The organism is Pseudomonas sp. TH41 (assembly GCF_016650695.1).
In the GTDB taxonomy this organism is placed as follows: Bacteria; Pseudomonadota; Gammaproteobacteria; order Pseudomonadales; family Pseudomonadaceae; genus Aquipseudomonas.
Window position 1 is genome coordinate 644,563 of sequence record NZ_JAEKFH010000003.1, and the last position, 26,912, is coordinate 671,474.

The following is a 26,912-nucleotide window of genomic DNA, read 5'->3' on the forward strand; positions in this document are numbered from 1 at the left end:
TGATTACTCGTCAGCGCCCTTGTCGATCACTTTACGGCCACGGTATACGCCTTCTGGCGATACGTGGTGACGCAGGTGAATTTCACCGGTGGTTTTTTCTACAGACAGAGTGCTTGCCGTCAGGGCGTCGTGCGAACGACGCATGTCACGGGCAGAGCGGGATTTTTTGTTCTGCTGAACAGCCATAATTGATTAACTCCTAAACGTTTGGGTCACGCTTTAACTGCGCCAATACACTGAACGGGTTGGACCGCGTTACCTCGTCCTCGCTCGGTTCGGGCTCATCGAGACCCGCCGGCTGCTGGCATTCTTCCGGATGATGAGCAGGCACAATGGGCAAGGCGAGCAGAAGCTCCTCCTCGATCAGTGACTGCAGATCCAAAGGATCTTCGCCCAGTTCCAGCACGTCATAACCTTTCGGCAACGACTGGGTATTCGCACCCTCCTTCACCACAGCATAACTGCATTCGCTATGGATCGGCAGGGTGACCAGCTCAAGACAACGCTGGCAAACCATTTTGACCTCGGTGTCGATAAAACTGTGGATTACCACAGACTTACGTTCATCTCGTTCAAAAACGAATTTAGCCTGCACCGTACCGACAGTATCGGAAAGCGGGTCGCAGAGTCTCTCCAAATCGGCCAGCAGCAGTTCACCTTGAAGGGTGGTGCCACGATCAGCCAATTTGCGCGGGTCAACGTGAGGTGGAATCGGGTCATTCAACATAGGCGCAGCATTATAGGGATGCCCCCAGCCATGTCAAAGGAAATTCAGCCCTGTCCGTCACTTGGAAGCCTCGCTAGAATTCGTGCCTGCCTTTTGGAGATGCGCATGCTGCCTTTATTACTCGCTTCAAGCTCGGTCTATCGCCGGGAATTGCTGGCCCGCTTGCAGCTGCCGTTCACGTGCAGCTCGCCGGACATCGACGAAAGCCATCACCCTGACGAGTCGGCCATCGAACTGGTAAAACGCCTCGCCGAACAGAAAGCACGCGCACTCGCTGGCACGCATTCCGCTCATCTGATCATCGGCTCCGACCAGGTCGCCGTACTCGGTGAGCGGATTATCGGCAAACCCCACACCTTCGAAAAGGCCCGCGAACAACTGCTGGCGTCCAGCGGCGCCAGTGTGACCTTCCTGACGGGCCTGGCGCTGCTCAACAGCCAGACCGGTCATTGCCAGGTCGACTGCGTGCCCTTCACCGTACACATGCGCACACTCGACACGACACGCATCGAACGCTACCTGCGCGCCGAACAGCCCTACGATTGCGCTGGCAGCTTCAAAGCCGAAGGTTTGGGGGTGAGCCTGTTTCAACGCACCGAAGGCCCTGATGCCACCAGCCTGATCGGCCTGCCGCTGATTCGCCTGATCGACATGCTGCTGAGCGAAGGTGTGCAGATACCTTGAAGATCAAAAGATCGCAGCCTGCGGCAGCTCCTACAGATGGACGCACCCCCCCTGTAGGAGCTGCCGCAGGCTGCGATCTTTTGACTTAAAAAACCGGCCCCAAAGGCCGGTTTTTTTGTACAGCCAGAGAATCAGCGCAGCGACGGACCGTGAAAGCCCATCCACATTGCCAATTGCTCCGCCACACTGGCACCGAGCTTTTTCGAGAAGCGATCAAACGTTGACTCCTGAACGGTGAAGTCCACCAACTCTTTCTCGCCAATCACATCGCGCGCTACCGAACTGGCATTTCCCAAGCCATCGATCAGACCCAGCGGCAACGCCTGCTCGCCATTCCAGACCAACCCGGAGAACAGCTCCGGATGCTCCTTGTCCTTGAGACGCTCGCCACGGCCCTGCTTGACGCTGTTGATGAACTGCTGATGAGTGGTATCGAGCACACCCTGCCAGAACTGAGTTTCGTCAGGCTTCTGCGGCTGGAACGGATCGAGGAACGATTTGTGCTCGCCAGAGGTGTAGGTGCGACGCTCGACGCCCAGCTTCTCCATGGTGCCGACAAATCCGTAACCGGCCGCCGTCACGCCAATGGAACCCACCAGGCTCGCCTTATCGGCGTAGATCTGGTCCGCCGCACTGGCAATGTAGTAAGCACCGGAGGCACCCAGATCCGAGATCACCGCATATACCTTGGTATCCGGGTGCAGGCCGCGCAGACGGCGGATTTCGTCGTAGACGTAACCCGACTGCACCGGACTGCCGCCCGGGCTGTTGATGCGCAGGATGATACCCTTGACCTTCTCATCCTCGAAGGCCGCGCGCAGGCTGCCGACGATGTTGTCGGCGCTGGCCGGCTCCTTGTCGGCGATCATGCCGGTCACGTCGATCAACGCGGTGTAATTGGCACTGCGGGTGGCGGCTTTTTCCATGTCCATCAGCGGTGTGAACAGGATCAGCGCGCCAAACAGGTACACAAAGGTCAACAGCTTGAAGAAAATCCCCCAACGGCGCGACCGGCGCTGCTCCTGCACACTGGCCAGCAGGGTCTTTTCCAGTAGCTTCCAGCTTTTATCGTCACCGCTCTCCGCGCTCGCCTTCGCGGGCGCTTTCCATTCGTCGGTCATGACATCTTCCCCAGCAAAATCCGATTAAGCCCGCTGACTCAGCCAGGCATGCAATTCTGAAAAACGGTCGATGGACAAGGCCGGCTCGAACAGCTTTAACGCTTCAATCGATTGAGCGCCGTAACTGACCGCTACTGAATCCATCCCGGCGTTGCGCGCCATCTGCAGGTCAAACGATGAATCGCCGACCATCAACGCTTGCTCCGGGCGAACCCCGCAATGGGCGAGGATTTGCTCGAGCATCAGCGGATGCGGCTTGCTGGCGGTTTCATCGGCGGCACGGGTGATGTCGAAATAACGTTCCCAGCCGTGCGTCTTCAGTACCCGATCCAGCCCGCGACGGGCCTTGCCGGTGGCCACGGCCAAATGATAACCCTCGGCGCGAAACGCCTCCATCGACTCGACGACACCTTCAAACAACGGCGAAGGCACCGCTTCCGCAGCGATGTAGTGATCCGCGTAATGCTCGCGAAACGCTACCAGCTCGGTATCGCCGATTTCGGGGTACAACGTGCGGATCGCTTCCGGCAAGCCCAGGCCGATGATGCCTTTGACGGCAAAATCATCACGCAACTGAAAGCCGGAACGCTCGGACGCGACGTGCATCGCCTCGACAATCCGACCAATGGAGTCAGCGAGAGTGCCGTCCCAATCGAAAATCAGCAGCTTGTAATCAGAGGGGTGCACTCAGGCGCTCCACGGTTTTAGCCCACATCTCGTCGACGGGCGCCTGCAACTTCAACTCACCGCCATCCGGTAGCGGCACAGTCAGCATGTAGGCGTGCAAGAACAGGCGCTTTCCGCCCAGGTCGCGAATTTCTTTACTGAAATCGTCATCGCCGTACTTGGTGTCGCCAGCGATGCAGTGCCCGGCATGCAAGGTGTGGACGCGAATCTGGTGGGTTCGGCCAGTGATCGGCTTGGCTTCGATCAGGGTGGCAAAGTCGCCAAAGCGACGCAGGACCTTGAACACGGTCACAGACTCCTTGCCCTCCTCCTCGTCGACCTCGACCATGCGCTCGCCGGAGCGCAGATTGCTCTTGCCCAGCGACGCACGGACTTGCTTGATCGAGGCTGCCCAGTTACCGCGGACCAGCGCCATATAGCGCTTGTCGACGCCATCGCCGCGCAATGCCGTGTGCAAGTGACGCAGCATGCTGCGCTTTTTGGCGATCATCAGCAGGCCGGAGGTGTCACGGTCGAGACGGTGAACCAGTTCGAGCTCCTTGCAATCCGGACGCAACTGACGAAAGGCTTCGATCACGCCGTAGGTCAAGCCACTGCCACCATGAACCGCAATGCCGCAAGGCTTGTTGATCACGATCAGCGCCTTGTCTTCGTAGACAATCGAGGCTTCGAGTCGTTGCAACAGGCCCTGGGCCAGCGGCACCGGCTCGTCGCGCTCGGGCACGCGAACCGGCGGCACGCGCACGATATCGCCCGCCTGCAGCTTGTATTCGGGCTTGATCCGACCTTTGTTCACCCGCACTTCGCCTTTGCGCAAAATGCGGTAAATCAAGGTCTTGGGCACGCCTTTGAGCCGAGCGAGAAGAAAGTTATCAATACGTTGGCCGGCATATTCCGGCGAGACCTCCAGCAGTTGTACGGCTGGGGTCGAAGGGGCTGTAGTCGTCATGGCGCGGATGATAACAATTTTTTATGGAATTGAAGCACTTAATCATTGCTGCTATAGTCGCGAACGTCGCCAAAAGCGGCCTGGACAGCGGACTAACGGTCAAAAACCGGCCCTGACCAACGCAATTCACCAGGACGCGAGGCCGTCCTACGGGGCTTTTGCTACGTAACGGTGGAGTTTGCAGGTGTAACGAGCGCAGGTGACATGAGGCCTGAAGCATGCCGCAAAGCAGAGTTTTCACTCGCCTTGCGAGCAAATATTCACGGCCAGTTCACAAAGTGCAGTCAGCTGCAAACGACCCCGAGCGAACGCTTCGGAAACAACGCCTAAATTAGCCATGATGCGTGACCTCCCCTTTCGGAGCTCACGGTAAATGCCAACCCGCTGCGGATTCTGCGCGCGGCAGCACCCGAATTATCAGGGATACGTGTAGGGTGGAGATGCACAACCGCTGGACTGTGTAGCAATAGGCTTTACCAAGACGCTTCATCTCGTCCACAGCCGCTGGTTGATTCCTCCTCCTGACTGAGTGCTTAAGTAGCCACAGCAAGCAGGACGCGTACGTCGCGACGCTGGCCCAATTGGTCGGGGTTCGCTAGACACTGGAGTGTCCAACCACTCCTGACGCACCTGACACCGACCATGAGAAGTCGTGTGTGCCGAACGCCGTTTCCGGCAGCCCGGAAACCGACGGTACTACATGAAAAGAATGCTGATTAACGCAACTCAACCCGAAGAGTTGCGCGTTGCACTGGTAGATGGCCAACGCCTCTACGACCTGGACATCGAATCCGGTGCACGCGAGCAGAAAAAGGCCAACATCTATAAAGGCCGGATTACTCGCATCGAACCAAGCCTTGAGGCTGCCTTTGTCGATTTCGGCTCTGAGCGCCATGGCTTCCTGCCCCTCAAAGAAATCTCCCGCGAATACTTCAAGAAAGCCCCTGAAGGCCGCGTCAACATCAAGGACGTCCTGAGCGAAGGCCAGGAAGTCATCGTTCAGGTCGAAAAAGAAGAACGTGGCAACAAGGGCGCCGCCCTGACCACGTTCATCAGCCTGGCCGGTCGTTACCTGGTTCTGATGCCGAACAACCCGCGTGCCGGCGGTATCTCCCGTCGCATCGAAGGTGAAGAGCGCAACGAACTACGTGAAGCCCTGAACGGCCTGGTTGCTCCAGCCGACATGGGTCTGATCGTTCGTACTGCCGGCCTGGGCCGCAGCAGCGAAGAAATGCAGTGGGACCTCGATTACCTGCTGCAACTCTGGACCGCCATCAAAGAAGCCTCGCTGGATCGCTCCGCGCCTTTCCTGATCTACCAGGAAAGCAACGTGATCATCCGTGCTATCCGCGATTACCTGCGCCAGGACATCGGCGAAGTGCTGATCGACAGCGTGGAAGCCCAGGACGAAGCCCTGACCTTCATCCGCCAGGTGATGCCGCAGTACGCCAGCAAGATCAAGCTGTACGAAGACAGCGTTCCGCTGTTTAACCGTTTCCAGATCGAAAGCCAGATCGAGACCGCTTTCCAGCGCGTCGTTGAACTGCCTTCCGGCGGCTCCATCGTTATCGATCCGACCGAAGCCCTGGTGTCCATCGACATCAACTCGGCGCGCGCCACCAAAGGCAGCGACATCGAAGAAACCGCGCTGCAGACCAACCTTGAAGCCGCCGAAGAAATCGCCCGTCAGTTGCGTTTGCGCGACATCGGCGGCCTGATCGTCATCGACTTCATCGACATGACCCCTGCCAAGAACCAGCGCGCCGTGGAAGAGAAAGTCCGCGAATGCCTGGAAGCCGACCGCGCTCGCGTGCAAGTCGGTCGCATCTCGCGCTTCGGCCTGCTGGAAATGTCCCGTCAGCGCCTGCGTCCATCCCTGGGCGAAAGCAGCGGCATCGTCTGCCCGCGTTGCAACGGCACCGGCATCATCCGTGATGTTGAATCGCTGTCGCTGGCGATCCTGCGCCTGATCGAAGAAGAAGCCCTGAAAGACCGCACCGCCGAAGTTCGCGCACAAGTGCCGATTCCGGTTGCAGCCTTCCTGCTGAACGAAAAACGCAACTCGATCACCAAGATCGAACTGCGCACCCGTGCCCGCATCGTCATTCTGCCGAACGATCACCTCGAAACGCCGCACTTCGAAGTTCAGCGTCTGCGTGATGACAGCCCGGAAGCCAGCATCAACCAGTCCAGCTACGAAATCGCTGCTGCCGCTGCTGAAGTTGAAGAAGTCCAGCCCGCGGCTGCGACCCGCACCCTGGTTCGCCAGGAAGCCGCGGTCAAGACTGCGCCGGCCCGCGCCAACGCCCCGGTGCCAACCGAAGTTGTCGCCGCCGCCCCTGTTGTCGCACCCGCCGCCGCGCCTGAGCCAAGCCTGTTCAAAGGCCTGGTGAAATCGCTGGTCAGCCTGTTCGCGAGCAAAGAAGAGCCTGCTGCTCCGGTTGTGGTTGAAAAACCGGCTGCCGAGCGTCCTGCCCGCAACGAAGAGCGTCGCAACGGTCGTCAACAGACCCGCAACCGTAACGGTCGCCGCGATGAAGAGCGCAAGCCTCGTGAGGAACGTGCACCGCGTGAAGAACGCGCACCACGTGAGCCACGCGAAGCCCGCGAAGAAACTCCAGCAGTAGCCCGCGAAGAACGCGCTCCACGTGAAGAACGTGCACCACGCGCTCCTCGCGAAGAACGTGCACCGCGCGCTCCTCGTGAAGATCGCAAGCCACGTGGCGATCGTGAAGAGCGTCCGGTTCGTGAACTGCGCGAGCCTCTGGATGCCGCTCCCGCCGCCGCTGCTACCGCTGCTACCGCTGCTACCGCTGAAGAGCGTCCGGCTCGCCCGCCACGCGAAGAACGTGCTCCACGCCCACCGCGTGAAGAACGTCAACCGCGTGCCGAGCAAGCCGTTGCCGCTGTTGCCGAAGAAGAACTGCTGACCAACGAAGAGCAGTTGCAGGAAGACGGTCAGGATGGCGCCGAAGGCGATCGTCCACGCCGCCGCTCCCGTGGCCAGCGTCGTCGCAGCAACCGTCGCGAGCGTCAACGCGATGCCAACGGCAACGTGATCGAAGGTTCGGAAGAATCCGAGTCCGCCGAAGGTAACGAAACGGCCGAAACCAGCGAAGCGCCAAGCGCTGCCGATCTGGCCGCCGGCCTGGCGGTTACCGCAGCCGTTGCCAGCACCGTGATCAGCGCTCCAGCCGAAGCACAGGCCAACGAGCAAGCCGAACGCGCCACTGCCGCTACGCTGGAAACTGCTCCAGTCGAAGCGCCGGTCGTTGAAGCGACCACTGCGGTTGAAGCAACCGCCGCTCCGGAAATCGAAGTGGCACCGGTTCGCCAGGTACAGCCTGAAGTCGAAGCTGCCGCTGAGCCTGCCGTCATCGTCGAAACGCCTGCAGTGGTTGCAGAAACGGCTGCCGAAACCGTAGCCGAAACAGTGACCGAAACGGTTCGTGAAGTTCGCGAAGAGCAAACCGCGTTCAACTGGGTTGCCGAACCGGTCGCCGCTGAAGCGCCTGCGCCAGTCGCTGAAGCCATGGTCTCCGAGCCAGTGGTTGCTGCTGCAGAGCCAGCACCGGTCGTTGAAGCGCCGGTTGTTGCCGAAGTGGCTGCACCGGTGGTGGAAGCCGCCCCTGTCAGCGCCTTGACCGAAAATGGCCGTGCGCCGAACGACCCGCGTGAAGTGCGTCGCCGCAAGCGTGAAGCCGAGCGTCTGCAGAAGGAAGCCGAACTGGCGGCCGCTGCGGCTCCGGTTGAAGCGGTTGTGGCGGCTGAACCTGCTGCTGAACCTGCTGCTGAGCCGGTTGCATCGGCAATCGACGAAGCACCGCGTTCCGTTCAGAAAGCGGTAGAGCAACACGAGCAAGCCCTGGAAAAAGAGCACGAGCCTAAACCGCTCGCCTGATTCCATCGGCCACTAAAAAGCCCCGCCTGGTGATCCAGGCGGGGCTTTTTTTATGTCCAAGATCAAAAGATCGCAGCCTGCGGCAGCTCCTACAGGATGTATGCGTTCCCATGTAGGAGCTGCCGCAGGCTGCGATCTTTTGATCTTTATACAAACACCAATTTCTCCGGCACATCCACATCCCACAACACCCCGGCATCATCCACCGCCACCTCGACCACTCTCGCCGACGCAAACAACGGCTTGGCCCCACGATCACCCGATAACGCCATCAACCCCGGGCCAAAGTTTCGGCCGAACCCTACCGGATGCCCAAACTCGCCCTCATGCACGGGCACGCTAATAGCGTCATCCGCAACGCCAGCCAGCACTCGTTGAATACTCGATGGCAGGATAAACGGCATATCCCCCAGCACAATCAGCCAGCCACTCAGTTGCGGACACGCCGCTACCCCGGCCGAGATGCTGTCACCCATACCGGTGGATTCAATCAACACCATCTCGAAACCATACGCCTGCGCCATGCGAATCACTTGTGGGCGATCCTCGGTGGTTACCAGCACGCGCCTCTCAAGGCTGGCCGGTAAACTCACCAGCACGTGTTCGATCACCGAACGAACAGCGCCATCTCGGCCAGCACAATCCGCCAGCAATTTGTCCTTCCCGCCCCCCGCCACCTGCCGGAAGCGACTGCCCTGGCCCGCCGCTAACACAATGGCGCCAATTGGCTCACTCATTCGCCCTCCTGCAATAGCTTCTTCTGCTTCAGCTCGACGCCGTTCTTGATTGCGACAATTTCCGCCATCAGCGACAAAGCGATTTCCGCCGGGCTATGGCTGCCGATGTGCAATCCGATCGGGCCGTGCAACCGCTCGATGGCCTGCGCTGACAAGCCAAGCTGAACCAGATTGTCACGCCGTTTAACGCTGTTGACTCGCGACCCCAGCGCACCGACATAAAACGCTTTGGAGTCGAGGGCCGTGAGCAGTGCCATGTCATCCAGTCGCGGATCATGAGTCAGCGCAACAATGGCGGTACGCTCGTCGGTCTGGATGTTCAGCACCGCTTCATCCGGCATGCCGGAAACAAATCGCCCATGCTGCTCTTCCCAGCCGTAGACGAACTCGGTGCGTGGATCGCAGATCAACACTTCAAAATCCAGCAGCCGCGCCATCTCCGCGACATAACGGGACAGTTGCCCCGCACCGATCAGCAATAAGCGCCAACGCGGACCGTAGATGGCGCGCAAGGTCTGACCGTCAAACGTCAGCACGTCGGTCTTGTTCGCCGATTGCAGAACCACTTCGCCAGTCGCGAGATCAAGCGAGCGGGCCACAATTTCATGGGCCCCGCAGCGCGTCAACAATTCAGCGACCCACGCCGGATCACCCACCCGTTCTTCGGTCAAACGCAAGGTACCGCCGCACGGCAAACCAAACCTCGCGGCCTCTTCGCGGGTGACGCCATAGGTAATCAACTGCACTGGCGGCCCTGCAAGCGGAATACGACCGTCGTGCAACCGCGCGATGAGATCGTCCTCGACACAACCACCGGACACCGACCCCATCACCACGCCGTCTTCACGCAACGCCAACATCGCGCCAGGAGCCCGGGGCGCGGTGCCCCACGTCTGGACCACGCTGTACAGCACCACTCGCTGACCGGCGCGGCGCCATTGCAGCACGCTGCGCAGCACGTTCAGATCGACGCTGTCCATCAGGCCTCAGCCTTCTGCCAACCCTGCAGCTGAAAGCGAACCGGCAGGTTGCGGATGCGTTTGCCCGTGGCCGCGAAGATCGCATTGCACAGGGCCGGCGCAATCGGCGGCACACCCGGCTCCCCGACACCGCCCAACGGCACGTTGCCCGGCGGCGTCACCAGATGCACAGCGACTTCCTTCGGCGCCAGGGACATGCGTGCCACTTCGTACATGTGGAAGTTATCCTGCTGAACCTTGCCGTCCTTGAAACTGATTTCCCCCAGCACCGCGTTGCCCAGGCCCATCACACAGGCGCCTTCGAATTGCGAGCGGATCCGCTCGGGGTTGATCTGCGGACCGCAATCCACGGCAATGTCAGCCTTGTGCACGATCAAGGTGCCGTCGTCTTTGACTTCGACCTCGATCACCGCGGCCACATACGTCACGAAGCTGTAATGCACCGCCAGCCCCAAGCCTCGCCCCTTGGGTAATTCACGCCCCCAACCGGCGGCTTTGGCGGCGGTTTCCAGCACGGTGCGCATCCGCGCCGTGTCGATCGGGTAACGCTCGGGCGATTCGCCGTAGTTCCACTCTTCACTCAAGGTGCGCGGATCAATCTGACGGTCCGGGCCGAGCAGTTTGATCTGATACTTGAGCGGATCCTGCCTGGCCTTGTGCGCCAGTTCATCGACAAAGCTCTGAATCGCAAAGCCGTGTGGAATGTTCGACACGGAGCGATACCAGCCAACCCGGGTGTGGATCGTCGCTTCAGGGTTTTCCAGGCGCACGTTTGGGATCGCGTACGCCATGTTGGTGAACCCCATGCCTAACTCGAACGCCGCCTCGTGATTCATACCGGGTGCAAACAGCGCGGTGATGCTCGGCGCGACGGTGCGATGCAGCCAGCCGGACGGCATACCGTCCTTGTTCAGGCTGGCCTTCAGATACTCGGCGGACACGGTGTGGAAATAGGAGCAATGGATATCGTCTTCGCGAGTCCATTGCACCCGCACGGCCTTGCCGGGAAATTCCTTGGCGAGAATGGCCGCTTCGATGATGAAGTCCGGCTTGGACTTACGGCCGAAACCGCCGCCGAGCAACGTGACATTGAACGTGACGTTATCGAACGGAATGCCCAAGCGCTCGCCGATTCGTGTGCGGGTGACTTGCGGTGCCTGGCTTGGGCCCCAGGCTTCACACACGCCATCCTTGAAGCGAGCGATGGCGACCATGGGTTCCATCGGCGCTTGCGTCAGGTGCGGCAAGTAGTAGGACGCTTCCAGGGTGCTGTCGGCGCTGCCCATGGCCTCGTCGATGTTACCGGTGTTGCGCACCACCTTGCCGGGTTTGAGGGACGCGGCTTCCAGTTCCTTGCGGTAAGCGATCGAGTCGTAACTGGCATTGGGACCATCATCCCACTCTATTGTCAGTGCCTCACGCCCCTTGATCGCCGCCCAGGTATTACTCGCCACCACCGCCACCCCGCCCAGCGGCTGGAACTCCGACGGCAGCGGACGACCTTCGATTTTCAGGACCTTGATCACGCCCGGGACTTTCATCGCGGCGCTGGCATCGAAGGTTTTGACCTGACCGCCATACACCGCCGGACGCGCAATCGTGGCGTAGAGCATGCCATCGAAATGCACATCGGCGCCGTAGACCGCGCGGCCATTGACGATATCCGCGCCGTCGATGGCCTTGGTGCCTTCCTTGCCGATGTAGCGGAACTGCGAAGGCTCCTTGAGCCGCACGCTGTCCCGCGCCGGTACTGCCAGCGCAGCGGCAGCGGCGGCCAGAGCGCCGTAGCCCAGTTCACGACCGGTCGGCTTATGGATGACTTTGTGCAGTTGCGCGTGGCATTCGCTGAGCGGCACTTTCCATTGCTCGGCGGCCGCCTGTTCCAGCATGGTCCGCGCGGCAGCACCGCAACGGCGCATCGGCTCGTACCAGTGGCGCATGCTGCGCGAGCCGTCGGTGTCCTGGTTGCCGAAACGCACTTCGTCGCCCGGCGCCTGCTGCACCCTCACCATCGCCCAGTCGGCATCCAGTTCATCAGCCACCACCATCGTCAGGCTGGTGCGTACGCCCTGGCCCATCTCCGAACGGTTGCAGACCACGGTCACCGTGCCATCGGCGGCGATACTGACGTAAACCTTGGGATCATCGATCGCACCGTGGGGCATGCCGTCGGCGCCGAACTTCTTCCCTGTTTCTTCGGCAAAAGCGTCTTGCCAGCCCCAACTCGCTGCCAACACCAGCGCGCTGGTGGCGCCCACTCCCTTGAGGAAACCTCGACGGCTGAGATGACTGAGATTGCTCAGCGCGAAATCATTTGGTAACGGGCTCATGCCTTGGCCTCCTTCAGGTGAGTGGAGGCCTGGCGGATGGCGGTCTTGATGCGGTTGTAGGTGCCGCAACGGCAAATATTGCCGACCATCGCCTCTTCGATCTGCTCGTCGCTGGGGTTCGGATGGGTCTTGAGCAGCGCGGTGGCGGACATGAGTTGCCCGCCCTGGCAGAAACCGCATTGGGCCACGGCAGTATCAAGCCAGGCTTGCTGGACGATTTGCCCGACCGGATCGGCGTGCAGATTTTCGATGGTGGTGACGTTCTGGCCGACTACCGAGCCGATCGGTGTGATACAACTGCGCGCCGGGGCGCCTTCGATATGAACGGTGCAGGCACCGCACAGGCCCATGCCGCAACCGAATTTGGTGCCGTTGTAACCGGCCACGTCGCGGATTGCCCAAAGCAGCGGCATGTCCTCGGTGACATCGAGTTGATGGTCTTGACCATTGAGTTTCAGGGTAATCATGGGCACGCCCGCATAGTTGTAAGGTTATGGGGTCGAGCAATCTGCCGCCTGGGGTGGCGGTTGGCAGCACGCAGATCGACTCAGGCTAATGAGGCTCTCTTATGCGAACGACGATGTCTGCATCGGGCCTTTGATGGTGCGAATGCTTGCATCGTTAGGTGGCTAAGTTAACCCAGCATTAACAAAAAAGCCCTGCACAGTTGAAGGTGTGCAGGGCTTTGAGATCAGTCCGTAAAGCGTAGCTTCAATACTGATTCGGCTCCATTTCCAGATCGACATGGAAACGATCCGAAATGTCTTTCTGGATGCGCTGCGCCAGGTTCAGCAATTGCAGGCCAGTCGCGCTGCCATAGTTGACCAGCACCAGCGCCTGCAACTTATGCACGCCGGCGTCGGCTTCACGGAAACCTTTCCACCCTGCCCGTTCGATCAGCCAGCCTGCGGCCAGCTTCATCCGCCCGTCGGGTTGTGCGTAAGCCACCACGTCCGGGTATTCACCTTTGAGCTGCGCGACCAGCGCCGCTGACACCAACGGATTTTTGAAGAAACTGCCGGCATTGCCGAGCACGGCCGGGTCGGGGAGCTTTTCGTTGCGGATGCTGCAAATCGCCTGGCTGACGTCGGTGGCGGTTGGATGATCGATGCCTTGCTCGGTCAGGCGCTGGCGCACCGGGCCATATTCGAGGTGCAGGTGCGCGGCACGGTCGAGGGCGAAACGAACCCGCAGAATCAACCAGCGCCCTGGTTCCTGTTTGAACAGGCTGTCGCGATAGGCGAAGTTGCATTCTTCCAGGCTGAAGTCGCGCAGTTCGCCGCTCTGGCGATCAAGGGCGGTCAGGCCGGCGAACACGTCCTTGATTTCCACACCATAGGCGCCGATGTTCTGCATCGGTGCTGCGCCCACGGTGCCGGGGATCAGGCTGAGGTTTTCCAGGCCCGACAAACCCTGCGCCAGCGTGTATTGCACGAATGGATGCCAAGGCTCGCCGGCCTCGGCTTCAATCACGACCTTGCTGCCATCATCGCTGAGGAGGCGAATCCCGCGCGAGGCCATACGCAGCACCAGCGACTGGATATCGGCCGTCAGCAACAAGTTGCTACCGCCGCCGATCACCAGCAGCGGCACGTCATGTTCCACTGCATAGGCCAGGGCTTCGCGTACGTCGGCGTCACTGTGGGCCTCGGCAAACAGCCGTGCCTGCACGTCCACGCCAAAGCTGTTGAACGGCTTGAGCGACACCTGGGTCCGAACCTGCAAACTCATAGCCGCCCCTTCAGTTCGATCACCAGCAAATCGCTGGCGCGCTCAATCAGGTCCAGCACCTGTTCGAAGCCGTGTTCGCTGTCGTAATACGGGTCCGGCACTTCTTCGATTTCCGACGGGTACCGACGCAGAAACAAGTCCAGCTCGGCCTTGCCCTTGGCCGGTTGCAGGGCCTTGAGGTGGCGCAGGTTACTGTTATCCATTGCCAGGATCAGGTCGTAGGTGTCGAAATCGGCGCGAGTCACTTGCTGGGCACGCTGGGCGGACAGGTCGTAACCCCGCCGTTTGGCCGCGGCCTGGCTGCGCTGGTCCGGCGCGTTGCCGACGTGCCAGTCACCGGTACCGGCGGAGGCGACTTCGATTTGATCGGCCAGCCCCGCTTCGCGCAATTTGTGCCGCAGCACACCTTCAGCCGTCGGAGAACGGCAGATGTTGCCCATGCACACGAACAGAACCCGCATCAGGCCTCCAGCAGGCGACGAACGCGCTCAAGGTCTTCAATGGTATCGACACCGGGGGGCGGCGCGATCAATGCATCGGCCACGTGAATGCGTACGCCGTGCCACAGGGCGCGCAGTTGTTCCAGGGATTCGGTGTTTTCCAGCCAGCATGGACCCCAGGTGACGAAGTCATGCAGGAAACCGGCGCGATAGGCATAGATGCCAATGTGGCGACGGTACGGCACGCCTTCCGGCAGCGCCTCGCGATTGTTGGCAAACGCGTCCCGCGCCCAAGGCAAGGTGGCGCGACTGAACGTCAGCGCCAGGCCGTTGAGGTCGCTGACGACCTTGACTACGTTGGTGTTGAACAGGGTTTCCACGTCTTCGATCGGCTCGGCCAGGGTGGCCATGCGCGTTTCGGTGTGAGCGGCCAGGTTGGCGGCGACTTGATTGATCACACTCGGCGGAATCAATGGCTCGTCACCCTGGACGTTGACCACGATGGCGTCGGGCGCCAGACCGAGTTTTGCGGCCACTTCGGCCAAACGATCGGTGCCGGAATTGTGATCTTCGCGAGTCAACACCACTTCGGCACCAAACCCGTTGCAAGCCTCGATGATGCGCGCATCGTCAGTGGCGACCACCACGCGCTGGGCGCTGCTTTTGCTCGCCTGTTCCCAGACATGCTGGATCATCGGCTTGCCGGCGATCAACAGCAGTGGCTTGCCCGGCAGACGGGTGGACGCGAAACGCGACGGAATGACAACGGTAAAGGCAGTGGTCATTTATCCAGACGCTCGTCGGTGGTCAGGGTGCGGGCTTCGGTTTCGAGCATCACCGGGATGCCGTCGCGAATCGGGTAAGCCAGGCCGGCGCCCTTGCTGATCAGCTCGGTTTTGTCGGCGCTAAGCTTGAGCGGGCCTTTGCAGACCGGGCAAGCGAGGATGTCGAGCAATTTGGTGTCCATGAGCATTCCCTGGGTAAAAACGGATTTAAGGCAAAAGACGATCCGGCAACAGACGCATCAGCTGCGTATCGAACCAGGCCACGAAGGCCGGTGATGGCGCAGCATCTACCGTCAGGTACCACCAATCGGCGGCTGCGAAGGCACGGCACTTCACCGCGTCCTTTTCGGTCATCACCAATGGCAATGACGGGGTGAAATTCAAGGCCTGGACGCTGTACTCGGCGTGGTCGGCAAACGCATGCGGGACTGGCTGCCAGTGTAGCGTTTCGAGGGTCGTGAAGAAACGTTGCGGATTGCCAATGCCGGCCACGGCGTGCAAGGCCTGACCTGCGGAAAAGTGGTCGAGGGGACGTCGTTCGCCGCTTTTCAGATTGACCAGTGCGGTGGGTTGTAGCTGGAAGGCAAAACCGTCACCGCGATCTGCCGTGGCGCCGTTGTAGAGCACCGCATCGACGCTTTGCAGGCGTTCGACCGGTTCACGCAATGGCCCGGCCGGCAGGCAATGCCCGTTGCCCAGGCCACGGGCGGCGTCGATCAGCACCAGTTCAAGGTCTCGGGCCAGACGGTAATGCTGCATGCCGTCGTCGGAGAGGATCAAGTCCAGTGGCTCGCTCGCCAGCAATGCTTTGACCGCGCTGCTGCGGTCCGGGTCGATCATCAACGGCACACCGGTACGCTGGACGATCAACAGCGGTTCGTCGCCTGCGATATCGGCACTTTGATCCGACTCGACGCGCCACGGCAATTGCGGCGGTTTGGCGCCGTAACCGCGGCTGACCACACCCACCCGCAAGCCGCTGCGCTGGCAGTGCTCGATCATCCACAGAATCAACGGCGTCTTGCCGGTGCCGCCCACCGTGATGTTGCCGACCACGATCAACGGCACGGGGGGCTGATAAATCTCGCCCTCACCCGCCAGAAAGCGCTTGCGCTTACCCATGACCACGCGCCGGTACAGCCATTCCAGTGGCTGCAACAGCTTCAGGGCCGGATGACCTTCGTACCACGCGGCGAGGAAGCGATCGGAGATGGCCATCAGGATGCGGGCGGTGCCGCCTCGACAGTGGTCATGCGCAGGTGGCTGAAACCGAGCTTGCCGGCGGCGTCCATGGCGGTGATGACTGATTGATGCTGGGTCTTGCCGTCAGCACTTATGGACAGTGGCCTGTTGGTGTCACCGTTGGACTCTTTCTGCAGCGCATCCATCACGGTGGCCAGGTCGCTCTTGGGCAACACCTGATTGTTCACCGAAAACACGCCCTCGGCGCTGATGGCGATGTCCAGTTGCTTGACCTGCTGGTCTTCAGCCGGCGAGCCGCTGACCGCTTCTGGCAGATCGACGCGTAATTGGGTTTCGCGGGTAAAGGTGGTGGTCACAACGAAAAACAGCAGCAGGACAAACACCACGTCGATCAGCGACACGAGATTGATGTCCACGTTCTCCCGTTGCTTGCGGCGGAATTTCACGCTTTGCCCTCAGCCAGATCAACGTCACGGTCGCCCTGCACCACTTCAACCAGCTTGATGGCTTCCTGCTCCATCCCCACCACCAGCTCATCGATGCGCCGTTGCAGGAACCGGTGGAAGAATACCGACGGGATACCGACGATCAGGCCCGAAGCCGTGGTGATCAAGGCTTTGGAAATACCACCGGCCAGCACTGCGGCGTTGGTGGTCATGCCCGTGCCCATGAACGAACTGAAGATATCGATCATGCCCAGGACCGTCCCGAGCAAGCCGAGCAGCGGGGCCATGGCGGCGATGGTGCCCAGAGCGTTGATGTAACGCTCCAGTTCGTGGATAACCCGGGCGGCGGCCTCTTCGATGCATTCTTTCATGATCTCGCGACCATGCTTGGAGTTGGCCAGGCCTGCGGCGAGGATTTCGCCCAAAGGCGAGTTGGCGCGCAGTTCCTTGAGTTTTTCTTTATTGAGCTGCTTGTCTTTGATCCAGACCCAGACTTGCCCGAGCAAATGCTCCGGGGTCACACGGCTGGCACGCAGGGTCCACAGACGTTCGGCAACGATCGCCATGGCCGCGATGGAACTCAGAATGATCGGCAGCATCATCCAGCCGCCGGATTTGACCAATTCCCACACAGTGACAGTCCCCTCGAAAAAGTGCGCCACTCTAACATAGGGGGTCGGCGCACCGAAGACCGTGATGTCGCATCCGGTCGGGCATTAATCACTCAAGGTTATTGCACCGAGCGCCAGAAACGCCGTTCCAGACGCATCGTCGAGGGTGGATTGAAGCGTCCAAGCTGCAGACGGATGGCACCCTGCTCGGCGCTGTCATAGATCGCCATGCCGCGTTTTTGATACCGTGCGATCACCGTGGGATGGGGATGGCCAAAGGCATTGCCCTGGCCACGGGAGATCAGCACTGCCTTGGGTTGCAACTGGTTAAGCAGCGCCATGGAAGACGAACTCCGACTGCCGTGGTGCGGCGCCTGCAACCAATCGGTAGGCACGGCCAGCGGACTGTCGAGCAAGGCTCGCTCGGCTGCGCTGTCGATGTCACCGGTCAGCAGCAATCGCTCGCCATTGGCTTCGATTTGCAGGACGCAGGACTTCTGATTGCTGTCGGTGGCGGAAGACCACTGCCAGAGCTCAAACCGCACATCGTCCCAGGCCCATTGCTCGCCGCTCTCACAGGCCTCGGCTTGCAATTCGAGCGGCAAGGCCAGCGGATCGCCACTGCGCACTCGTTTTACCGCCAGACCAGCGGCAACCGCCAGGGCGCCGCCGGCATGATCGGCGTCGGCGTGGCTGATCAACATCAGGTCGAGTTCTTCCACGCCCAGCTTACGCAACGACGGCAGCACCACCCGCGCACCCAGGTCGAAATCACCGAAACGCGGGCCGGTGTCATACAGCAAAGTGTGATGGCGGGTGCGCACCAGGATGGCCAACCCCTGGCCGACATCCAGCTGCCACACTTCGGCAATGCCTGGCGGCATGGATTCGCGCGGTGGAAAAACCAGCAACAGCAATAATGGCCACCCCAGCGGCCGCAACGGTACGCCTCGCGGCAGCAGTAATAGAAGCGCCCCCAGCGCGCCGAGCGCCCAGATCCACCACGGCACTGCCACTGGCACCCACGCCGGCAATTCACCGGCCATTAACGCCAGGCCCTTGAACAGCCAATCGATCAGGCCACCCGCCAGCCACAGTAAGCCCTCGCCCACGTAAGGCACTGGCAACAACAGCGTTCCGAGCAAGGCTGGCGGCAATACCACCAGACTGATCCAGGGTACGGCCAGCAGATTGGCCGCCGGCCCGCTGATGCTGATCGGCAACCCGAGCACCAGTAACAACGGACACAGTCCGATTGCGATCAGCCATTGGGCGCGTGTCCAGGTTTGCCACCAGCGCCAAGGGCCCAGCCGACCGCCGAAGGTGAAAATCAACACTGCCACCGCCGCGAAAGACAGCCAGAATCCCGGTTGCAAACTCGCCAGCGGGTCCAGCAGCAACACACCGTCAAGCGCCAGCAACAGCGGCCACCAAGCGCCGAGGTGACGAAATCTAAGGCGCCACAACAGCATCAGACCGATCATCACGCAGGCCCGGCGCACCGGCACCTCGAACCCGGCCAGCAGCCCGTAACCGAGCGCCGCAGTGAATGCCAGTCCACACGCCCAAGGCAGCCAGGGCAAGCGGTTCGGCCACAGACCATATCGGGCCGCCCCAGCGATCAACAGATACACCAGCCCCGCGAGCAAACCGATGTGCTGCCCGGAAATCACCAGCAGGTGCACGGTGCCGGTGTCTTGCAACACCTGCCAGTCCTCGCGACTGAGCCCGGCGCCATCCCCCAGCACCAACGCCGCCAGCGCCCCCGTTCGCCCCTGGGCATCGACGGCCTGCAAGCGCTGGCGGATGCCGTCGCGCCAGGCCCATCGCGCCTCGGTGAGTCGCTGTCCATCCTTGATGGTCCCGGTAGCGCCGATACGTTGCGCCAACAGCCAGGCGTCGTAATCGAAGGCGTGTGGATTGAGCAGGCCCGCCGGCCGCTTCAATTTCACCGCCAGTCGCCATCGCTCGCCACTGTTGACGGGCGGTCCGTCATACCAGGCCAGGCGCATCAGTTGCGGCACCTTTGCCTGTCGCGACCGGGCACCTGCCAATTCGAAACGAACAACCCCGTCGTTGTTCTGCGGCAGCCCCACCACCCGGCCTTCGACCCAACGGGTTTCGCCATCGAGACTCACCCGCAGACGATCATCCAGCACCCACTGCGCATTCGCGCACGCCCAACTGAGGCCGAACAGGAAAAACGCCAACGGATAAGTCTTGAACGGCAGCAACATCAAGCCGGCTACCGGCAGCAACAGCCACAACCAGACCGGCGGTAATACCGGCAAAAAACGCAAGGCCAATAGACCCAACGCCAGCGCCATCATCCCTGTGCGCATACGCCCGTCCTTAAGAGTCCCCTTCTTAGGCATAGCCGGGTCATCGCACGGCTGTCGTTATTAATTGTCACAAAGTCTGAATGGGCGACTCCTAGAATCCAGACATACTTACCGCCTTAACCGACCGAGAAGCCTTATGCCCCGGCGCTTATTCAAACGCTACATGCCAGACCCGACGAGCATCAGGGAACACAAATCCTTACGCTTTCTCGGCACCCTGCTGCATGACCCGAACCTCTGGCACCTCAACCGCCACTCCGTCGCCCGGGCCATGGCGGTCGGTTTGTTCGCAGCGTTCCTGCCGATCCCGTTGCAAATGCTGGTGGCCGCCATCCTTGCGATCATGGTGCGCGGCAACCTGCCGATTGCGGTGAGCCTGGTCTGGCTGACCAATCCGATCACCATGCCGGCGGTGTTCTACTGCACCTACCAGACCGGTGCCTGGTTGATGGACGTCCCCACCCGCCATCTGCCGGACGAGCTGACCTGGGAATGGATCAGCGGTGAACTCTCGACGTTGTGGCAGCCGTTTTTGCTCGGTTCGGTGGTGACGGGGCTGGTACTCGGCGCCCTCGCCTATTGCCTGACCATGCTGTATTGGCGCTGGTGGGTGGGGCGGCAATGGAAACGGCGCAAGAAAAACCGGATGTGAGAATGCAAAACGGCCTCCATTTTAGGAGGCCTTTTTTTTGCGCTGTCAGTACTGACGCCATCGCGAGCAAGCTCGCTCCCACAGTAGATTGGTGCTGCCCACATTATTTGTGATCGACACAGCTCCCTGTGGGAACGAGCTTGCTCGCGATGCAGGCGACGCGGTCGCTATTACGTTCGCATCCCACGACCACTGACCAGCAACCGAGCGCAACCAATGTAAAGCGCCACCGTCGCTACCAGCATAAAGGTGATCGCCACACTGATCTTGATGTCCGAAACACCAAGAATGCCGTAACGGAAGGCGTTGACCATATGCAGCACCGGATTAGCCAGGGACACGGTCTGCCAGAACGGTGGCAGCAACGTAATCGAGTAGAACACCCCACCCAAGTACGTCAGCGGCGTCAGCACAAAAGTCGGGATGATCGAAATGTCATCGAAGTTGCGCGCAAACACCGCGTTGATAAAGCCCAGCAGCGAGAAGATCGTTGCCGTCAGCACCACCACCAGCAGGGTCACGCCCAGGTGATGCACCTGCAAATGAGTGAAGAACAACGACAACAGTGTGACGATGATCCCGACCATCAACCCGCGCAACACACCGCCCAGGGTGTAGCCGATCAGAATCGTGTGTGGCGATACCGGCGACACCATCAACTCTTCGATGGAGCGCTGGAACTTGCTGCCAAAGAAACTCGAGACCACGTTGCCGTAGGAGTTGGTGATCACCGACATCATGATCAGCCCCGGCACGATGTACTCCATGTACGTGAAGCCGCCCATATCACCGATCTGCCGACCGATCAGGTTGCCGAAGATCACGAAGTACAAAACCATGGTGATGGCTGGCGGCAGCAGTGTCTGCGGCCAGATTCGGGTAAAGCGCCGAACCTCGCGGTAAACGATGGTATTGAGGGCGACGAGGTTGGGTTGCAGCTCGGAACTCATAACGCCACCTTCGACAGATTTTTCTCCACCAGAGACACAAACAGCTCCTCGAGGCGATTGGTTTTGTTGCGCAGGCTCAGCACTTCGATGCTCTGCTGCGCCAACTGGGTGAACAGCGCGGTGATGCCCATGGCCTTGTCGACCTGAACTTCAAGGGTGTGACTGTCGAGCAGCTTCGTCGGGTAACCGAGCAACTGCGGCGCCGCGCTCAAGGTGTTCTTGATGTCGAGCAGGAAGGTTTCCACATGCAGTTGGCTGAGCAACTGCTTCATGCTGGTGTTCTCGACGATGGTGCCGTGGTCGATGATGCCGATGTTGCGGCACAACTGCTCAGCCTCTTCCAGGTAGTGCGTGGTGAGGATGATGGTGATGCCTTTCTTGTTCAGCTCGGTGAGGAAGGTCCACATCGAGCGACGCAGTTCGATGTCCACCCCCGCTGTCGGTTCATCGAGGATCAGCAGGCGCGGTTCGTGAACCAGTGCACGGGCGATCATCAGTCGACGCTTCATGCCGCCGGACAGTGAACGCGACGGCACATCGCGTTTGTCCCACAGGCCGAGCTGGGTCAGGTATTGCTCGGCGCGTTCCTTGGCGATTTTCGGCGGGATGCCGTAGTAACCCGCCTGGGTTACCACGATATCGAAGGTCTTTTCGAACTGGTTGAAGTTGAATTCCTGGGGCACCACGCCAATGGAGCGCTTGAGGGCTGCAGGATTCTTGTCCAGGTCGTGACCGAAGATATTCACCGTTCCGCTGGTCTTGTTCACCAGGGTCGAGAGAATGCCGATGGTCGTGGATTTGCCAGCGCCGTTAGGGCCGAGCAAGGCGAAAAAATCACCTTCGGCGACGTCCAGATCGATACCACTCAGGGCCTGGAAACCGTTGCCGTAGGTTTTGGTTAGCTGCCGGATGGACAGAGCGGAACTCATATCGGATTTACGCACCAAGAAGGGAGGAAAGGGATCAATAAGGGCGAGCGGCGAACAATGCAACCGCGGCGCACGAGCGCAATGGTGCTTGTCGCCGCCACACAAGTACAGTCAAGTGTGTCGATAGTGAGTATTAAGTCAACGCGGTCATGACGGCTTTTTGATACGCCGGACGCTGTTTAAGCCGCGCGTACCAAGCCTCCAGATTGGGCTGCGGCGCGCGCTCGATCGGCATCTCGAACCAGGCATAAATGAAACTGCCCAAGGGAATGTCGCCCATGCCGATGTCATCGCCGGACAGGTACGGTTTGGCCGCGAGTGCCTGATTGGCCATGGCCAATAGCTCGTCGCACTCCTTGATCGCGGCTTGAATGGCGGGCCAGTCCTGCTGGTCTGCCGGCGTGCGCAATACGCCCCAGAACACGGTGCGAAACGGGCCGGCGAAACTTGAAGTGGTCCAGTCCATCCATTTCTCGGCCGAGGCGCGGGCCTTCAGATCGGTCGGGTACCAGGCAGTGCCGCCGGCGTGGACGGCCATCAGGTAACGCACGATGGTGTTGGACTCCCACAGCACGAAGCCGTCGTCTTCAATCACCGGCACGCGACCATTGGGGTTCATCGCACGGTATTCAGGCGTATCGACCACGCCAAAGGCGCCGCCCGCATTGATGGCTTCATAGGCCAGCCCCAACTCTTCGGCAGCCCACAAAGGCTTTCTGACATTCGACGAATTTTTCCGACCCCAAATCTTCAGCATGACCGCCTCTTTATGGATGAATGCGCAGGCAGCATACGCCGGATCAGGCGCGACTCAAATCGCTCTGCATATCACCCGGCAGCGGCGGCAGTTGCTCGCTGAACAGATGCGGATAGCACTTTTCCAGGTGCTCGAAAAAGAACGCTTCGGGCACGTCGCTGAACTGACCGTGGTCGACCAGGTACTCCATCAGTTTCTCGCCGTCTCGATTGAAAGGGTGAAACACGCTGTCGTTGATCCCGTCGAATTCCAGCGGCGCGACATTGAACAGTTCGCACAAACCTTGATTGAACGCGGGGGTGGCTTTGACCCAGCGACCGCCCAGATACAGCTCGGTGTAACCGTGCATGGCAAACACGTCGCTCTTGAGCAGTTCGAGCAGGCGCGGCGTCGATAAATGATTGCGTACGTCCGCCAGGCCGATCCGCGCGGGAATCGCACAATGCCGGGCGCACCCGGCCAGCAGCGTGGCTTTGGGCACGCAATAACTTTCCCCGGTGGTCAGCGCATAACTGCCACGCAACGTGTCTGGATCGCGGCTGAACGTGTAAGGGTTGTAACGCACGGCCTCACGCACGGCGTAATAGAGATTGATCGCCTGCTCAAGTGGGTCGGGAGTGGCGCCACGATGTATTTCGGCGAACTCCACCACCGACGGGTGGTCACTATCGATGAAGCGGCCGGGACTCAGATACTCGTGCATGAGGAACAATCTCCTGGGGAAGCCACGAGTCTAGCGACAGGTTCAGCACAGAGATAACGGCGTTTCGGCCAAACATGCACGCTTTGCCGCCCGTAGAACGAAGGCTTTGCGAAGCCCATTGCCAGCCGGGCCGATAAAACTCATCCAGGCTTTCCCACACATTCAAACACATCGCCCTGACCACCCTGTTTTACGGATGCCGTCTAAGCTCTGAAGGTTGGTTTTGCCCTGGTTCACGGAGGATTAAATATGCTGTTGTTGTGGATACTGGTTCTGGTTGTCGGAATAGCCTATCTGGCCCACCGCCGCATCGCCCCACTGCCCGCGCTGGTGATCGTTGCTGTCTATGTCGTTGCGATGGGCGCCTTCAGCCGCGCACCGGGTTGGCTGCTGCTGATTTTATGGGTGCTGATCGCGGCGGTCGCAGCGCCATTGTTGCTGCCTGACCTGCGCCGCAAACTCTTCAGCGCGCCTTTGTTCAACTGGTTCCAGAAAACCCTGCCACCTATGTCGCAAACCGAGCGCGACGCCATCGAGGCGGGCACGGTGTGGTGGGACGGCGAACTGTTCAGCGGCCGCCCGGACTGGGACAAACTGCTGTCCTATCCCAAAGCGCAACTAAGCGAAGAGGAACAGGCCTTCATCGACGGCCCGACCGAAGAGCTCTGTGCCATGGTCAGCGACTGGCAGATCGGTCAAACCATGGACCTTCCGGCCGAAGCCTGGAGCCACATCAAGGAAAACGGCTTCTTCGCCCTGATCATTCCCAAGGAGTACGGCGGCAAGGGCTTTTCTGCCTACGCCCACTCCCAGGTGGCGATGAAACTGGCGACCCGCAGTGGCGACCTCGCGTCCACCGTGATGGTGCCAAATTCCCTCGGCCCTGCAGACCTGTTGCTGCATTACGGCACTGACGAACAACGCAACCATTACCTGCCACGACTGGCACGCGGTGACGAGATCCCGTGCTTCGCACTGACCGGCCCACTCGCTGGCTCCGACGCAGGCTCCATGCCCGACACCGGGGTGATCTGCAAAGGTGAATGGCAAGGCAAGGAAACCCTCGGCCTGCGCCTGAACTGGGAAAAGCGCTACATCACGCTGGGGCCGGTGGCCACCCTCCTCGGCCTGGCCTTCAAGGCCTACGACCCGGACCACTTGCTGGGTGACACCGAAGACCTGGGCATCAGTCTCGCGCTGATCCCGACGGACACCGCAGGCGTTGAAATCGGTCGCCGTCACCTGCCTCTGGGCGCTGCGTTCATGAACGGCCCGAACTCGGGCAAGGACGTATTCGTGCCGCTGGACTTCCTCATTGGCGGCCAGGAAATGCTCGGCAAAGGCTGGATGATGCTGATGAATTGCCTGTCGGTCGGGCGCTCGATTTCGCTGCCAGCGGTCGGCACTGGCGCGGCGAAGTTCACCAGTCTGGTGACCGGTCAATACGCGCAGATACGCGAGCAGTTCAACGTTCCGCTCTCGGCTTTCGAAGGCATTCAGGAAGCCATGGCGCGTATCGGTGGCAATGCCTGGATGATGGACGCCGCGCGAATGCTGACCGCCAGTGCCGTGGACCTGGGCGAGAAACCGTCGGTACTGTCGGCGATTCTCAAGTACCACCTCACCGAGCGGGGTCGCGAATGCATCAGCCACGCGATGGATGTGCATGGCGGCAAGGCGATAATCATGGGGCCGAATAACTACCTGGGGCGCAACTGGAATGGCGCCCCAATCTTCATCACCGTGGAAGGCGCGAACATTCTTTCGCGTAACCTGATGATCTTCGGCCAAGGCGCGATTCGCTGCCATCCGTTCGTGCTCAAGGAAATGGCCCTCGCAGGCCGCGAGGACAAGGATCAGGCACTCACCGAATTCGATGGCCTGCTGCTCAAGCACATCGGTTTCGCCGTGAGTAATGCCGCCAGCACCCTGGTGCTGAACCTCGGTTTCGGACATCTGGACCATGCGCCGGGCAACAAGCTCAGCCAGGGCTACTTCCGTGCCCTCAACCGTCAGGCTGCTGCGTTCGCCATGCTCGCCGACCTGAGCATGATGCTGCTGGGCGGTGAACTGAAACGTCGCGAACGTTTGTCGGCACGCCTGGGGGATGTGCTCAGCAACCTGTACCTGGCTTCGGCGGCGCTCAAGCGTTACCACGATCTCGACTCTGCGGATCACATGGCACCGCTGTTTACCTGGGCCATGGAAGAAAGCCTGGGTCAGTCCGAACGGGCAATGGATGAATTGCTGAGCAACTTCCCGAGCAAGGTGCTGGGTTGCCTGTTGCGGGTGATCGTGTTCCCGTTTGGTCGCCGCCACAAAGGACCGTCGGACGCACTCGGTGCCGAAGTGGCCGCAGTGATCGGCCGCGCCAAGGGCGATCCGACCCTGGAAGAGTTGCTGGGTGGTTGCTACCGTCCGCAATCGAGCGATGACGCCGTAGGCGCCCTGCAACATGCCTGCAACCTGTTGAACGCGGCGCAGCCGTTGCAGAAAAAGCTGCATTTGGGACTCAAAAGTGGACAGGTCAAACCGGCTGCCGGGGAACATGTCATCGACGCAGCGCTTGAGGCTGGCGTGTTACAACCCAGGGAAGCGCAGACCTTGCGTGAGGCAGAGGCGGCACGACGCAAGGTGATCGATGTCGACGATTTCGACAAAGAGGCGTTGGCGCTGGCGCAAGGAAAGGTCCGCTGATCCTCTCTACCATGTAAAAACGGGCGCAGGAGCTTTATACTCCTGCGCCCGTTTTGCTCTTGAGGACTTATCTCGTGTCCAACATCGTTGCCGATCATCTTGTTTTGCTCGACCACCTGCGCAGCATCCTGGTCGCCGTAGGTGAGGCCGATCAGGTTCCCGAAGAAAGCCATGCCTTGTTCCTGGAGCGCTTCGACGAGCTGCGTGCATTGCTGCCGGTCGACCCGATCGAAAGCCAATACCTGGGCCAGGACATTCTGTGCCAGGTGATCACCCGCTATCCACAAATCGCACACTTGGTCCCGCGCGACCTGCTGTGGTACTTCGCCGGCGACTGCCTGCATTACATGCCCGATGATGAAATCGCCCTGTACCAGGCGCTGGAAGAACGTCGCTTCGAAGCCGAACAGAATGACGAACCGTTCGACTGGAATCAGGAAAAACAGCTGCTGGCGATGTCGAACGACGACAGCAAGCACTGATCGGCGACCAGACATACAAAAGGCCCGCATGGTTGAACATGCGGGCCTTTTTTGTCTCGCAGATCAAA

General features: G+C 60.3%; 26 protein-coding genes. 5 read left to right on the plus strand and 21 right to left on the minus strand.

Annotated features, from left to right (window positions below; translation table 11 throughout):
• Window positions 1–3: 3 nt before the first annotated feature.
• Together rpmF and JFU37_RS05645 are read right to left on the minus strand one after the other, a co-directional pair.
• Window positions 4–186: a 50S ribosomal protein L32 gene (rpmF, locus tag JFU37_RS05640; protein WP_008152339.1), complete on the minus strand. Its 183-nt coding sequence runs from the start codon at window positions 184–186 to the stop codon at window positions 4–6.
• 13 nt (window positions 187–199) lie between these two features.
• Window positions 200–727 carry a YceD family protein gene (locus JFU37_RS05645; protein ID WP_004371317.1) on the minus strand — a complete coding sequence of 176 codons (528 nt, stop codon included), beginning with the start codon at window positions 725–727 and terminating at the stop codon, window positions 200–202.
• 105 nt (window positions 728–832) lie between these two features.
• Between JFU37_RS05645 and JFU37_RS05650 the strand changes: the two genes are divergently transcribed.
• Window positions 833–1,411, plus strand: a complete 579-nt coding sequence (locus tag JFU37_RS05650) for a Maf family protein (RefSeq protein ID WP_201113830.1) — start codon at window positions 833–835, stop codon at window positions 1,409–1,411.
• A 131-nt stretch (window positions 1,412–1,542) separates the two neighbouring features.
• Here JFU37_RS05650 and JFU37_RS05655 read toward each other — a convergent pair whose 3' ends face one another.
• The 3 genes from JFU37_RS05655 to rluC are packed head-to-tail and all read right to left on the minus strand — an operon-like array spanning window position 1,543 to window position 4,168.
• Window positions 1,543–2,532, minus strand: coding sequence for a S49 family peptidase (locus tag JFU37_RS05655; protein ID WP_201113832.1), 990 nt, complete (start codon window positions 2,530–2,532; stop codon window positions 1,543–1,545).
• A 24-nt stretch (window positions 2,533–2,556) separates the two neighbouring features.
• On the minus strand, window positions 2,557–3,219 hold the full coding sequence (locus JFU37_RS05660) for an HAD-IA family hydrolase (RefSeq protein WP_201113834.1): 663 nt from the start codon (window positions 3,217–3,219) through the stop codon (window positions 2,557–2,559).
• The gene (gene rluC / locus JFU37_RS05665; RefSeq protein WP_201113836.1) at window positions 3,206–4,168 is read right to left on the minus strand and encodes a 23S rRNA pseudouridine(955/2504/2580) synthase RluC; all 963 of its coding nucleotides are present in this window, start codon (window positions 4,166–4,168) and stop codon (window positions 3,206–3,208) included. The genes JFU37_RS05660 and rluC overlap by 14 nt, the downstream gene beginning before the upstream one ends.
• Before the next feature lie 700 nt (window positions 4,169–4,868).
• Here rluC and rne point away from each other — a divergent pair.
• A complete protein-coding gene (gene rne / locus JFU37_RS05670; RefSeq protein WP_201113838.1) occupies window positions 4,869–8,069 on the plus strand; it encodes a ribonuclease E in 3,201 nt (1,066 codons plus the stop codon).
• Window positions 8,070–8,215: 146 nt separating this feature from the next.
• On the opposite strand, the gene JFU37_RS05675 is transcribed toward rne, so the two are convergent.
• The 12 genes from JFU37_RS05675 to JFU37_RS05730 form a co-directional block, all read right to left on the minus strand.
• Window positions 8,216–8,806 (minus strand): nucleotidyltransferase family protein, encoded by a 591-nt coding sequence (locus JFU37_RS05675; protein WP_201113840.1) that lies wholly within the window; start codon window positions 8,804–8,806, stop codon window positions 8,216–8,218.
• A complete protein-coding gene (locus JFU37_RS05680; RefSeq protein WP_201113842.1) occupies window positions 8,803–9,786 on the minus strand; it encodes an XdhC family protein in 984 nt (327 codons plus the stop codon). The genes JFU37_RS05675 and JFU37_RS05680 overlap by 4 nt, the downstream gene beginning before the upstream one ends.
• Window positions 9,786–12,116 carry a xanthine dehydrogenase family protein molybdopterin-binding subunit gene (locus JFU37_RS05685; protein WP_201113844.1) on the minus strand — a complete coding sequence of 777 codons (2,331 nt, stop codon included), beginning with the start codon at window positions 12,114–12,116 and terminating at the stop codon, window positions 9,786–9,788. Before JFU37_RS05685 ends, JFU37_RS05680 begins: the two co-directional genes overlap by 1 nt.
• Complete coding sequence (locus JFU37_RS05690; RefSeq protein WP_201113846.1) at window positions 12,113–12,583, minus strand: (2Fe-2S)-binding protein; 471 nt, start codon at window positions 12,581–12,583, stop codon at window positions 12,113–12,115. Before JFU37_RS05690 ends, JFU37_RS05685 begins: the two co-directional genes overlap by 4 nt.
• Before the next feature lie 244 nt (window positions 12,584–12,827).
• Complete coding sequence (murB, locus tag JFU37_RS05695) at window positions 12,828–13,847, minus strand: UDP-N-acetylmuramate dehydrogenase (RefSeq protein ID WP_201113854.1); 1,020 nt, start codon at window positions 13,845–13,847, stop codon at window positions 12,828–12,830.
• A complete protein-coding gene (locus tag JFU37_RS05700) occupies window positions 13,844–14,308 on the minus strand; it encodes a low molecular weight protein-tyrosine-phosphatase (protein WP_201113856.1) in 465 nt (154 codons plus the stop codon). The genes murB and JFU37_RS05700 overlap by 4 nt, the downstream gene beginning before the upstream one ends.
• Window positions 14,308–15,072, minus strand: coding sequence for a 3-deoxy-manno-octulosonate cytidylyltransferase (kdsB, locus tag JFU37_RS05705; protein WP_201113858.1), 765 nt, complete (start codon window positions 15,070–15,072; stop codon window positions 14,308–14,310). The genes JFU37_RS05700 and kdsB overlap by 1 nt, the downstream gene beginning before the upstream one ends.
• On the minus strand, window positions 15,069–15,254 hold the full coding sequence (locus JFU37_RS05710; protein ID WP_007945752.1) for a Trm112 family protein: 186 nt from the start codon (window positions 15,252–15,254) through the stop codon (window positions 15,069–15,071). Before JFU37_RS05710 ends, kdsB begins: the two co-directional genes overlap by 4 nt.
• 25 nt (window positions 15,255–15,279) lie before the next feature.
• The gene (gene lpxK / locus JFU37_RS05715; RefSeq protein WP_201113860.1) at window positions 15,280–16,290 is read right to left on the minus strand and encodes a tetraacyldisaccharide 4'-kinase; all 1,011 of its coding nucleotides are present in this window, start codon (window positions 16,288–16,290) and stop codon (window positions 15,280–15,282) included.
• The gene (locus JFU37_RS05720; protein ID WP_201113868.1) at window positions 16,290–16,721 is read right to left on the minus strand and encodes a biopolymer transporter ExbD; all 432 of its coding nucleotides are present in this window, start codon (window positions 16,719–16,721) and stop codon (window positions 16,290–16,292) included. Before JFU37_RS05720 ends, lpxK begins: the two co-directional genes overlap by 1 nt.
• Window positions 16,718–17,353, minus strand: coding sequence for a MotA/TolQ/ExbB proton channel family protein (locus tag JFU37_RS05725; RefSeq protein WP_046031667.1), 636 nt, complete (start codon window positions 17,351–17,353; stop codon window positions 16,718–16,720). Before JFU37_RS05725 ends, JFU37_RS05720 begins: the two co-directional genes overlap by 4 nt.
• 98 nt (window positions 17,354–17,451) lie before the next feature.
• Window positions 17,452–19,674, minus strand: coding sequence for a DNA internalization-related competence protein ComEC/Rec2 (locus JFU37_RS05730; RefSeq protein WP_201113870.1), 2,223 nt, complete (start codon window positions 19,672–19,674; stop codon window positions 17,452–17,454).
• Between the two features lie 136 nt (window positions 19,675–19,810).
• Between JFU37_RS05730 and JFU37_RS05735 the strand changes: the two genes are divergently transcribed.
• On the plus strand, window positions 19,811–20,326 hold the full coding sequence (locus tag JFU37_RS05735) for a DUF2062 domain-containing protein (protein ID WP_201113872.1): 516 nt from the start codon (window positions 19,811–19,813) through the stop codon (window positions 20,324–20,326).
• A 170-nt stretch (window positions 20,327–20,496) separates the two neighbouring features.
• Here JFU37_RS05735 and JFU37_RS05740 read toward each other — a convergent pair whose 3' ends face one another.
• The 4 genes from JFU37_RS05740 to JFU37_RS05755 all read right to left on the minus strand — a co-directional run bounded on the left by JFU37_RS05740 (window position 20,497) and on the right by JFU37_RS05755 (window position 23,665).
• Window positions 20,497–21,276 carry an ABC transporter permease gene (locus tag JFU37_RS05740; RefSeq protein WP_201113874.1) on the minus strand — a complete coding sequence of 260 codons (780 nt, stop codon included), beginning with the start codon at window positions 21,274–21,276 and terminating at the stop codon, window positions 20,497–20,499.
• Window positions 21,273–22,205, minus strand: coding sequence for an ABC transporter ATP-binding protein (locus tag JFU37_RS05745; RefSeq protein ID WP_201113876.1), 933 nt, complete (start codon window positions 22,203–22,205; stop codon window positions 21,273–21,275). The genes JFU37_RS05740 and JFU37_RS05745 overlap by 4 nt, the downstream gene beginning before the upstream one ends.
• Before the next feature lie 133 nt (window positions 22,206–22,338).
• Window positions 22,339–22,962, minus strand: coding sequence for a glutathione S-transferase family protein (locus tag JFU37_RS05750; protein ID WP_201113878.1), 624 nt, complete (start codon window positions 22,960–22,962; stop codon window positions 22,339–22,341).
• 43 nt (window positions 22,963–23,005) lie between these two features.
• Window positions 23,006–23,665 carry a transglutaminase-like domain-containing protein gene (locus JFU37_RS05755; protein WP_201113880.1) on the minus strand — a complete coding sequence of 220 codons (660 nt, stop codon included), beginning with the start codon at window positions 23,663–23,665 and terminating at the stop codon, window positions 23,006–23,008.
• 249 nt (window positions 23,666–23,914) lie between these two features.
• Here JFU37_RS05755 and JFU37_RS05760 point away from each other — a divergent pair, with 249 nt between their 5' ends.
• The gene (locus tag JFU37_RS05760) at window positions 23,915–26,362 is read left to right on the plus strand and encodes an acyl-CoA dehydrogenase (protein ID WP_201113882.1); all 2,448 of its coding nucleotides are present in this window, start codon (window positions 23,915–23,917) and stop codon (window positions 26,360–26,362) included.
• A 74-nt stretch (window positions 26,363–26,436) separates the two neighbouring features.
• Window positions 26,437–26,844: a PA2817 family protein gene (locus JFU37_RS05765; RefSeq protein WP_201113884.1), complete on the plus strand. Its 408-nt coding sequence runs from the start codon at window positions 26,437–26,439 to the stop codon at window positions 26,842–26,844.
• Window positions 26,845–26,912 lie beyond the last annotated feature (68 nt).

Excerpts from the sequence above, each read along its gene's own strand:
- rpmF (WP_008152339.1), bottom strand. The coding sequence starts at position 186 with ATGGCTGTTCAGCAGAACAAAAAATCCCGCTCTGCCCGTGACATGCGT.
- JFU37_RS05645 (WP_004371317.1), bottom strand. The coding sequence starts at position 727 with ATGTTGAATGACCCGATTCCACCTCACGTTGACCCGCGCAAATTGGCT.
- JFU37_RS05650 (WP_201113830.1), top strand. The coding sequence starts at position 833 with ATGCTGCCTTTATTACTCGCTTCAAGCTCGGTCTATCGCCGGGAATTG.
- JFU37_RS05655 (WP_201113832.1), bottom strand. The coding sequence starts at position 2,532 with ATGACCGACGAATGGAAAGCGCCCGCGAAGGCGAGCGCGGAGAGCGGT.
- rluC (WP_201113836.1), bottom strand. The coding sequence starts at position 4,168 with ATGACGACTACAGCCCCTTCGACCCCAGCCGTACAACTGCTGGAGGTC.
- rne (WP_201113838.1), top strand. The coding sequence starts at position 4,869 with ATGAAAAGAATGCTGATTAACGCAACTCAACCCGAAGAGTTGCGCGTT.
- JFU37_RS05675 (WP_201113840.1), bottom strand. The coding sequence starts at position 8,806 with ATGAGTGAGCCAATTGGCGCCATTGTGTTAGCGGCGGGCCAGGGCAGT.
- JFU37_RS05680 (WP_201113842.1), bottom strand. The coding sequence starts at position 9,786 with ATGGACAGCGTCGATCTGAACGTGCTGCGCAGCGTGCTGCAATGGCGC.
- JFU37_RS05685 (WP_201113844.1), bottom strand. The coding sequence starts at position 12,116 with ATGAGCCCGTTACCAAATGATTTCGCGCTGAGCAATCTCAGTCATCTC.
- JFU37_RS05690 (WP_201113846.1), bottom strand. The coding sequence starts at position 12,583 with ATGATTACCCTGAAACTCAATGGTCAAGACCATCAACTCGATGTCACC.
- murB (WP_201113854.1), bottom strand. The coding sequence starts at position 13,847 with ATGAGTTTGCAGGTTCGGACCCAGGTGTCGCTCAAGCCGTTCAACAGC.
- JFU37_RS05700 (WP_201113856.1), bottom strand. The coding sequence starts at position 14,308 with ATGCGGGTTCTGTTCGTGTGCATGGGCAACATCTGCCGTTCTCCGACG.
- kdsB (WP_201113858.1), bottom strand. The coding sequence starts at position 15,072 with ATGACCACTGCCTTTACCGTTGTCATTCCGTCGCGTTTCGCGTCCACC.
- JFU37_RS05710 (WP_007945752.1), bottom strand. The coding sequence starts at position 15,254 with ATGGACACCAAATTGCTCGACATCCTCGCTTGCCCGGTCTGCAAAGGC.
- lpxK (WP_201113860.1), bottom strand. The coding sequence starts at position 16,290 with ATGGCCATCTCCGATCGCTTCCTCGCCGCGTGGTACGAAGGTCATCCG.
- JFU37_RS05730 (WP_201113870.1), bottom strand. The coding sequence starts at position 19,674 with ATGCGCACAGGGATGATGGCGCTGGCGTTGGGTCTATTGGCCTTGCGT.
- JFU37_RS05735 (WP_201113872.1), top strand. The coding sequence starts at position 19,811 with ATGCCCCGGCGCTTATTCAAACGCTACATGCCAGACCCGACGAGCATC.
- JFU37_RS05740 (WP_201113874.1), bottom strand. The coding sequence starts at position 21,276 with ATGAGTTCCGAGCTGCAACCCAACCTCGTCGCCCTCAATACCATCGTT.
- JFU37_RS05745 (WP_201113876.1), bottom strand. The coding sequence starts at position 22,205 with ATGAGTTCCGCTCTGTCCATCCGGCAGCTAACCAAAACCTACGGCAAC.
- JFU37_RS05750 (WP_201113878.1), bottom strand. The coding sequence starts at position 22,962 with ATGCTGAAGATTTGGGGTCGGAAAAATTCGTCGAATGTCAGAAAGCCT.
- JFU37_RS05755 (WP_201113880.1), bottom strand. The coding sequence starts at position 23,665 with ATGCACGAGTATCTGAGTCCCGGCCGCTTCATCGATAGTGACCACCCG.
- JFU37_RS05760 (WP_201113882.1), top strand. The coding sequence starts at position 23,915 with ATGCTGTTGTTGTGGATACTGGTTCTGGTTGTCGGAATAGCCTATCTG.